The sequence below is a fragment of the Roseateles sp. genome, from assembly GCF_036486225.1.
Lineage (GTDB): Bacteria > Pseudomonadota > Gammaproteobacteria > Burkholderiales > Burkholderiaceae_C > Roseateles.
On sequence record NZ_DASVNZ010000178.1, the window covers coordinates 1 to 7,631 of the forward strand.

General features: G+C 68.0%; 10 protein-coding genes. 5 read left to right on the forward strand and 5 right to left on the reverse strand.

Features of this window, described 5'->3' with window-relative positions; all coding sequences use genetic code 11:
• Nucleotides 1-757, forward strand: a 757-nt coding sequence (locus tag VF536_RS12490) for a M28 family peptidase (RefSeq protein ID WP_331615174.1), incomplete at its 5' end; no start/stop codon positions are given.
• Here the strand turns inward: VF536_RS12490 and VF536_RS12495 are convergent.
• Nucleotides 738-1,634, reverse strand: coding sequence for a LysR family transcriptional regulator (locus tag VF536_RS12495; protein WP_331615175.1), 897 nt, complete (start codon nucleotides 1,632-1,634; stop codon nucleotides 738-740). The two genes, VF536_RS12490 and VF536_RS12495, sit on opposite strands and share 20 nt — an antisense overlap.
• Before the next feature lie 104 nt (nucleotides 1,635-1,738).
• Here VF536_RS12495 and VF536_RS12500 point away from each other — a divergent pair, with 104 nt between their 5' ends.
• The 3 genes from VF536_RS12500 to VF536_RS12510 all read left to right on the forward strand — a co-directional run bounded on the left by VF536_RS12500 (nucleotide 1,739) and on the right by VF536_RS12510 (nucleotide 3,937).
• On the forward strand, nucleotides 1,739-2,437 hold the full coding sequence (locus VF536_RS12500) for a glutathione S-transferase family protein (RefSeq protein WP_331615176.1): 699 nt from the start codon (nucleotides 1,739-1,741) through the stop codon (nucleotides 2,435-2,437).
• A 77-nt stretch (nucleotides 2,438-2,514) separates the two neighbouring features.
• Complete coding sequence (locus VF536_RS12505; protein WP_331615177.1) at nucleotides 2,515-3,498, forward strand: MBL fold metallo-hydrolase; 984 nt, start codon at nucleotides 2,515-2,517, stop codon at nucleotides 3,496-3,498.
• Nucleotides 3,499-3,724: 226 nt separating this feature from the next.
• Complete coding sequence (locus tag VF536_RS12510; RefSeq protein WP_331615178.1) at nucleotides 3,725-3,937, forward strand: cold-shock protein; 213 nt, start codon at nucleotides 3,725-3,727, stop codon at nucleotides 3,935-3,937.
• Between the two features lie 54 nt (nucleotides 3,938-3,991).
• Here the strand turns inward: VF536_RS12510 and VF536_RS12515 are convergent, their stop codons facing one another.
• The 4 genes from VF536_RS12515 to VF536_RS12530 all read right to left on the reverse strand — a co-directional run bounded on the left by VF536_RS12515 (nucleotide 3,992) and on the right by VF536_RS12530 (nucleotide 6,885).
• Complete coding sequence (locus VF536_RS12515; protein WP_331615180.1) at nucleotides 3,992-4,225, reverse strand: hypothetical protein; 234 nt, start codon at nucleotides 4,223-4,225, stop codon at nucleotides 3,992-3,994.
• 22 nt (nucleotides 4,226-4,247) lie between these two features.
• On the reverse strand, nucleotides 4,248-4,445 hold the full coding sequence (locus VF536_RS12520; protein ID WP_331615181.1) for a hypothetical protein: 198 nt from the start codon (nucleotides 4,443-4,445) through the stop codon (nucleotides 4,248-4,250).
• A 210-nt stretch (nucleotides 4,446-4,655) separates the two neighbouring features.
• Nucleotides 4,656-5,795 carry a hybrid sensor histidine kinase/response regulator gene (locus tag VF536_RS12525; RefSeq protein WP_331615182.1) on the reverse strand — a complete coding sequence of 380 codons (1,140 nt, stop codon included), beginning with the start codon at nucleotides 5,793-5,795 and terminating at the stop codon, nucleotides 4,656-4,658.
• 100 nt (nucleotides 5,796-5,895) lie between these two features.
• Nucleotides 5,896-6,885 carry an aldo/keto reductase gene (locus VF536_RS12530; RefSeq protein WP_331615183.1) on the reverse strand — a complete coding sequence of 330 codons (990 nt, stop codon included), beginning with the start codon at nucleotides 6,883-6,885 and terminating at the stop codon, nucleotides 5,896-5,898.
• Nucleotides 6,886-6,986: 101 nt separating this feature from the next.
• On the opposite strand from VF536_RS12530, the gene VF536_RS12535 reads away from it, so the two are divergent.
• Nucleotides 6,987-7,631 (forward strand): M14 family metallocarboxypeptidase (locus VF536_RS12535; protein ID WP_331615184.1); only part of this gene is annotated, 645 nt, incomplete at its 3' end.

Below are 7,631 nucleotides of genomic sequence, written 5' to 3' on the forward strand. Positions count from 1 at the left end.
GCTGATGGCCTACGCGGCGGAGGAAGTCGGCCTGCGCGGCTCGCAGGAGATCGCCAACAGCTTCGCCGCGGCCAACACCAACGTGGTCGGCGTGCTGCAGCTGGACATGACCAACTACAAGGGCGCGGTCAACGACATCTACATCTTCACCGACTACACGGACAGTGCGCAGAACACCTTCCTCACCAACGTGATCGCGACCTACCTGCCGACGCTGCGCGTGGGCACGGACCGCTGCGGCTACGCGTGTTCGGACCACGCGTCGTGGAACGCCAAGGGCTTCTTCGCCAGCATGCCTTTCGAGTCGAGCTTCAGCGCGGACAACCCCAACATCCACACGGCCAACGACACCTACGCCAACATGGGCAGCCAGGCGGATCATTCGCTGAAGTTCGCGCGCATGGCCGCGGCGTACGCGGTGGAACTGGGCAGCGACGGCCCCGGCACGCCGCCGCCGACGGACAAGACCGAGAACTTCAGCGGCAGCCTGGCGCGCGGTGCGAGCAAGAGCTTCGGCCCGTTCAAGGTGGCCAACGGCGGCAGCCTCGCGGCCAGCACGACCGGCACCGGCGACATCGACCTCTACGTCCGCAAGAGCGCGGTGCCGACGACGAGCACCTACACCTGCCGGTCCAACGGCTCGACGGCAACCGAGGGTTGCAGCGTGACCATGACGGCGAACGGCGACGTGTACGTGCTGGTCTACGGCTACTCGGCCGGCAATTACCAGCTGAAGGTCACGTACCGGCCGCAGTGAAGCAGTTCCGCAGCCACTTCCCGGCGGCGTCGTTCTGCGATCGCGGGTGCCACGCCATCGCGAGCCGGAACGGCGCCAGCTCGAACGGGAGTTCGAGCAGCTCGACGAAGGACTCGTAGCGCTGCAGCAGCTGCCGCGGCAGCGTCGTCACGAGGTCCGTCTGCGACAGCACCAGCGCGACCTGGTTGTAGCTGGGCACCGCCGCGGTGACGCGGCGGTGCCGGCCCAGCTTGGCCAGCACGTCGTCGACGGACGATGAGAACTCGCCCTTCGCGGACACGATGACGTGGCCGAGATCGCAGTATTCATCGAGCTTCGGCGGCCTGGCTCCGCGCGGATGACCGCGGCGCTGCGCCAGCGCGAAGTCGGCGCTCAGCAGGAAACGCGCTTTCAGCGTCTCCGGCATCTTGTCGATGTCGCCGAGGTAGAGGTCCACCTCGCCGCGCGCCATGCGCTCGACGATGCCGACGTCGTAGGGCGGCACGACGGCCATCTTCAGGTCGGGATTGCCGTGGCGCATCACCTCGGCCATCACGTCGAGCGCCAGGATCGTGAACACGCTGTCGTTGGCCGCGACCGTGAAGGTCCGCGCCGACGTCGCCGGATCGAAATCGTGCGGCTGCGCCACGGCCTCGCGCAACTGCGAAAGCGCCTGCGCGAGCGCGGGGCGCAGCGCCAGCGCGCGCTCCGTCGCGACCATGCCGCGGCCGGTCTCCGACGGCACCAGCAGCGGATCCTGGAACAGCTCGCGCAGCTTCGCCAGATGCCCCGACAGCGTCGGCTGGCTGATGTGCATGCGCTGCGCGGCGCGCGTGACATTGAGCTCGTCGAGCAGCGTATCCAGCGAGATCAGCAGGTGCAGATCCGAACGTCTCATATCCACGATTCCGATACCTCCCATCGAATCTGACGACTCACACCCATCGCCGCGCCGGTCCTACGCTTCGCTTCCTCTGAAGCCAGAACCACCCCGGAACGCTCATGTCGTCCAGCATCGATTTCTACTACCACCCGACGCCGAACCCGTCGAAGGTCGCATTATTCCTGGAGGAAAGCGGCCTTGACTACCGACTTCTTCCGATCGACATCGCCAAAGGCGAACAGCACGGAGCGTCCTTCCGCGCCGTGAATCCGAACGGCAAGGTGCCCGCCCTCGTGGACCAAGGCATCGCCATCTTTGATAGCTCGGCGATCCTCCTGCACCTCGCCCGCAAGACCGGGCGATTCAACGGCGATCCGTCCGACGCCGGCCAGGCGGAGCTGCTGTCATGGCTGATGTTCATCGCCTCGGGCGTCGGCCCGTTCACCGGACAGGCCATCCACTTCACCCACTACGCGCCCGCCGGCGAGGCCTACGGCGCGCATCGCTACCGCTTCGAGGCGGACCGCCACTGGGCGATCGTGGAGGCGCGACTGGCCTCCCACCGCTACATGCTCGGCGACGAGTACTCCCTCGTCGACATGGCGCTGTGGGGCTGGTGCCGCGGCTTGCAGTACCTGCTCGGTCCTGAAGCGTGGGCCCGTTATCCCAACGTGGCCCGGCTGTTCAACGACATCAACGAACGCCCCGCCGCACAACGCGTCGCCGCCCTGCCGGCGCGCTTCGACTTCAAGCAGGACACCGACGCGCAGACGCGCGCCAGCCTGTTCACGCACGGACTGCCGACCGCCGCGACATGAGCCCTCCGCCTTCCCCTGTCCGCTCCGGGCTTGACCCGGACCGCGGCCTCCATTCCGACCTCGACTGCCACAAGACCATGATGAATCGTTCCTTCCTCACCCTGACCCTGGCCATCGCCGCCGCCTTCGCCACCGTGGCGCCCGCGGTCCATGCGGAGGGTGGCGCCGCGCCCAAGCTCAGCCACATCCAGGCGGGCTACCAGCACTTCAAGATCGGTGCGTTCGAAGTCATCGCGCTGTCGGACGGCACGCTGCCCATCCCCACGCAGCAGGTGCTCAAGGGCATCAGCGCCGACGAGGTCGCGGCGCGACTCGCCAGGACCTACCAGGGCACCGAGGTCGACGCCTCGATCAACGCCTACCTGATCAAGGCCGGCGACCGCCTGGTGATGATCGACGCCGGCACCGGCGAACTCTACGGCCCGACGCTCAACAAGATCAGCGCGAGCCTGAAGAGCGCCGGCTACGCGCCGGAGCAGATCACCGACATCCTCATCACGCACATCCACACGGACCACACCGGCGGCCTGATGGACGGCTCACGCCTCGTCTTCCCGAACGCGACGCTGCACCTCGAGCGCAAGGAACTCGACTACTGGCTGGGCGCCGGCCAGCGCGACCGCGCGCCGCAGGCGCTGAAGGTCTACTTCGACCAGGCCGCGGCGAAGGTCCAACCCTACGTCGACGCGGGCCGGGTGAAGGCCTTCAGCGGCGAGACGACGCTCTTCCCGGGCCTCCGCTCGCTGCCCGCGCCGGGCCACACGCCGGGCCACAGCTTCTACGTGCTGGAGAGCCAGGGCGAGAAGCTGGTGTTCTGGGGCGACCTGCTCCACGTGGCCGACGTCCAGTTGCCCAGGCCCGACGTGACCGTCGCCTTCGACGTCGATCCGAAGGCCGCGGCGGCCACGCGCAAGCTGGCCTTCGCCGATGCGCTCAAGGGCCGCTACTGGGTCGCGGGGGATCACGTCACCTTCCCCGGCGTCGGGCACCTGCAGGCCGACGGCAAGGGCTACCGCTGGATCCCGATGCCCTACGTCAACGACCACCACGAGACGAAGTGAGCGCGCGGGCTCCCGGGAGGGGCTCATCCGTGCTACATTAGCCGGATAGATTCGCACAAGACCTTTCTTCTGAGGTCTTCTCTGCAGCCCCCGCCGGTCCTCCCCGGACCCGCCTCGCGAGCGGCTGCTTCAGCAACACCCCCCCGCTGCAAGCTCTTGAGTGTCTCTGTCCCGGCCCGCATCCGTGCGCCGGGTTTTTCCTGTCATTCATTCCAAAGGAAACAACATGACGACCAAGACCGGCACCGTGAAGTGGTTCAGCGACGACAAGGGCTTCGGCTTCATCACCCCGACCGACGGCTCCAAGGACCTGTTCGCCCACCACAGCGAAATCCAGAGCTCGGGCGGCTTCCGCACCCTGGCCGAAGGCGCCAAGGTCGAGTTCGAGACCAAGGACGGCCCGAAGGGCCCGCAAGCCTCCAGCATCCGCGTCATCTGAACGCAGACTGAGTGAGCCCTCAGGCGAGCCTCCCCGGAGGCGCGCCTGACCGCTTCACAGCTTCCACCCGTCGCTGAGCAGCGACGGGTCGAGCTCTCTCCGGATCGCCTGCGCAGCCGCCTCGCGATCATCGGCGACGCCCTCCACGTGGAGCACCCTCCGCGTCGGCAATCCGGGCCGCTGATAGATGACCGCCCCGACGTCCGTCGCCGGCGCCGTCACGAACACCAGATCAAACGAATCGATCCGCAGGCCGCCGATGTTGGCCAGACGCGTCCGGATCAGCATGACGCCGCCCGTGCGGGGGCCGTCACGCCAGTTCCTGCCAGTAGATGCGCTCACCGTCCTCGGTGAGACACAAGGCCCCACCCCGCCATTCGAGCCAGCGCTGGCTCACGAGCCGGTCGATCAGCGGTTCGGGGATCTCGCTCGCGCGGCGCCGATGCAGCGCGTCCACGCATGTGCGCAGAGACGCCCGGAGTCCCTCCAGGTCCTGCAGTGCAGCCATTGCCCTACTCCTCGCGTTTCGTCGCGTATTCGTCGCGTTCCGCGCCACGACATGCGGCGCGAACAGAAGCGCCAAGCGATCACGGCGAGGACTTGCGACGCGTTCGAGACCTTCGAACGAGGCAAGGACTTCGGGATGACAACCTCACGGTCTATGGGCCGATAGTAGCGCAGCGGCCTTCGGGATCTGCAGGCCTCGAAGCCGCCCGCCTCACTGGCCTTCCTGGCCTGGCGGAACGGCAGGCAGCTCGATCCGGAATTCGGTGCCCGCCTCGCCGGTCTCGACATCGATGCGTCCACCGTGCGCCTCCACGATCGTGCGGCACACGAAGAGCCCGAGGCCCATGTTGCTCGCCGCCGGCGCGTCGGTGGTCCGGTGCACCATCGGCTCGAAGAGACTGCACCGCACCTCGTCAGGGATAGGCCGGCCTTCATTGCGCACCGACAAGTGCCGGAGGTCGGCGCGACCGCCCGCCGTCACGACGATGGGCCGACCCTCGGCCCCGTGCTGCACGGCGTTGCGCAGCAGGTTGGCGATGACGCGCGACAGCCGCTCGCCGTCCCACGAGCCGTCGTCCGGGGACTGCTGCAGCAACTCGACGACCAGGCCGGGATTGGCACCGCGCGCCTCGTCGATCGCCGCGGTCGCCAGCGCGCCCAGGCGCTGCGGCGCGCGCCGCAGGATCAGGTCGGCGCCAAGCCGGCTGCGGGCGTAGTCCTGGATGTCGTCGAGCATGTGCGTCATGCGCCGCGACGCCGCCGTGATGCGGGATGCCATCTTCTGCGTCAGATCGGCCGACAGTGGCGCTTTCGCCAGCAACTGGCTGCTCATTGAGATCGCGTCCAGCGGATTGCGCAGGTCGTGCCCGAGGATCGCCAGGAACAGATCGCGCGCACGCTCCTCGTCGAGCCGCTTCTGGTCGAGTTCGTCGGAGAGCGCGCGCAGCACCTCGCGCCGCCGCAGCAGCGCATGCAGGTTGGCGATCAGCACGTCCTCGTCGACCGGGCGCGTGAGGTAGGCGTCCGCGCCGCTCTCGAGCCCGTGGACCAGGTCCCGGTCCGCGACATGGATGCCGGAGACATGGATGATCGGCACCGACGCGGACGACTCCGACGCGCGCAGTTGGCGGCAGACTTCGAAGCCGCTGATGTCGGGCAGCATGACGTCCAGAATGATCGCGTCGACGCCGAGCCCGGCCATGGCCTGTCGCAGCGCCTCCGCGCCGTCCGGCGCCTCGATCACCGCGAACCCGGCCAGCTCCAGCCGACGCCGCAGCGCATAACGATGCGCGGCCTCGTCGTCGACGAGCAGGATCGTGCGCCTCCCGTGCGCCTGATGTGCGGCATCCATCCCTGTTTTCCTTGAAGGACTCCCTCGGGTCGACCCCGATGGGGACGCCGGAGTCCGAGCGCGAAGGGTAGCGCAACCCCGTGGATCGCGCGTCCCGGATTTACTCGTGTCCGCTGATGGCGTGCGGCACGTAGGGCGCTTCCAGCGCGGCGATCTCGTCGTCGGCCAGCGTCAAAGCCAAGGCTCCGACGGCGTCCTCCAGCTGCTCGATCTTCGAGGCACCGATGATGGGCGCCGTCACCTCCGGCTTCGCCAGCACCCATGCGAGGGCGACCTGCGCCATCTTCGCGCCACGCCGGGCCGCGAGGTCCTGCACGGCCTGGATGACCGGCCGATCCTGGTCACCCGACTTGTCGTAGAGCCGCTTGCCGACGTCGTCGGTCTGCAGCCGTTGCGTGGCGACGTCCGCCGGCCGGGTCAGACGACCCCGCGCCATGGGACTCCATGGAATCAAGCCGACGCCCTGATCCGCGCACAGCGGGATCATCTCGCGCTCTTCCTCGCGGTACAGCAGGTTGACGTGGTTCTGCATGCTCACGAACGGCGTCCAGCCGTTGCGGCGCGCCACCTCCTGCGCCTTCGCGAACTGCCACGCGTACATCGACGAGGCGCCGAGGTAACGCGCCCGGCCCGAGCGCACGACGTCGTTCAGTGCGCACATGGTTTCTTCGATCGGCGTGTCGTGATCCCAGCGATGGATCTGCAGCAGGTCGACGTAATCGGTGCCCAGGCGCGCGAGGCTGGCGTCGATCTCGGCGAGCACCTGCTTGCGCGACAGACCGCGGCGATGCTTGACGCCTTCCGGGGTCTCGTACGGGAAATACATCTTGGTCGCGAGCACGACCTCCTCGCGACGCGTCATCTCCTTGAGCAGCACGCCCACCATCTGCTCGGACGTGCCGCCGGAATAGCTGTTGGCGGTGTCGAAGAAGGTGATGCCGCTGTCGACCGCCTTGCGGAAGAGGTGGCGGGAGGTGTCGAGGTCCAGCGTCCAGCTGTGATTGCCGACGTCGGCGGCCCCGAAGGTCATGCATCCCAGGCACAGCCGCGAGACGTCCAGTCCCGTGTTGCCCAGCTTGGTGTACTTCATGCCTGCAGCTCCTGGTTGAACAATGCCGGCGCAGGATAGTCGACCATCGTGAATGGGAGACACTCGCCGACTTGATGACCCTCCCCGGATTCGGAGCATTCATGAGCACAGCGCGCTTCTATCCCATCGGCACTCCCGGCGTCCCGTGGGGCGACGCGGAACGCACCGCCTGGCGCGAGCGCCAGGTCGTGTCCCGGCGTTATCAGGACGATGTCGTCCCGCGCGTCGAGGCCCTGGCCGATCGCTTCGAGATCGTGCGTTACGGCGCGCTGACCTACGGCGCCGACGGCTACCCGCTGCTGGCACTGAAGAGCCGCGTCTGGGACCCGTCGCGCCCGGTGGCGCTGGTGACGGGCGGCGTGCACGGTTACGAGACCAGCGGCGTGCTGGGCGCGCTGCGCTTCGCCGAGGAACACGCCGAAGGCTTCGCGGATCGCGTGAATGTCATCGTCGCGCCGTGCGTGAGCCCGTGGGCCTACGAGCGCGTGTGCCGCTGGAACTACCACGCGGTCGATCCCAACCGGAACTTCGGCGCGCGCCGTGAGGCCGCGGAGTCGTCGGCGCTGATCGAGCTGCTGGCGCCTTACGCCGGGCAGTTCCTGCTGCACATCGACCTGCACGAGACGACCGACACCGACATCACCGAGTTCCGCCTGGCGCTGGCCGCCCGCGACGGCAAGCCGCTGGAAGCCGAGGAAGTGCCCGACGGCTTCTACCTGGTCGGCGACAGCGAGACGACCCGGCTC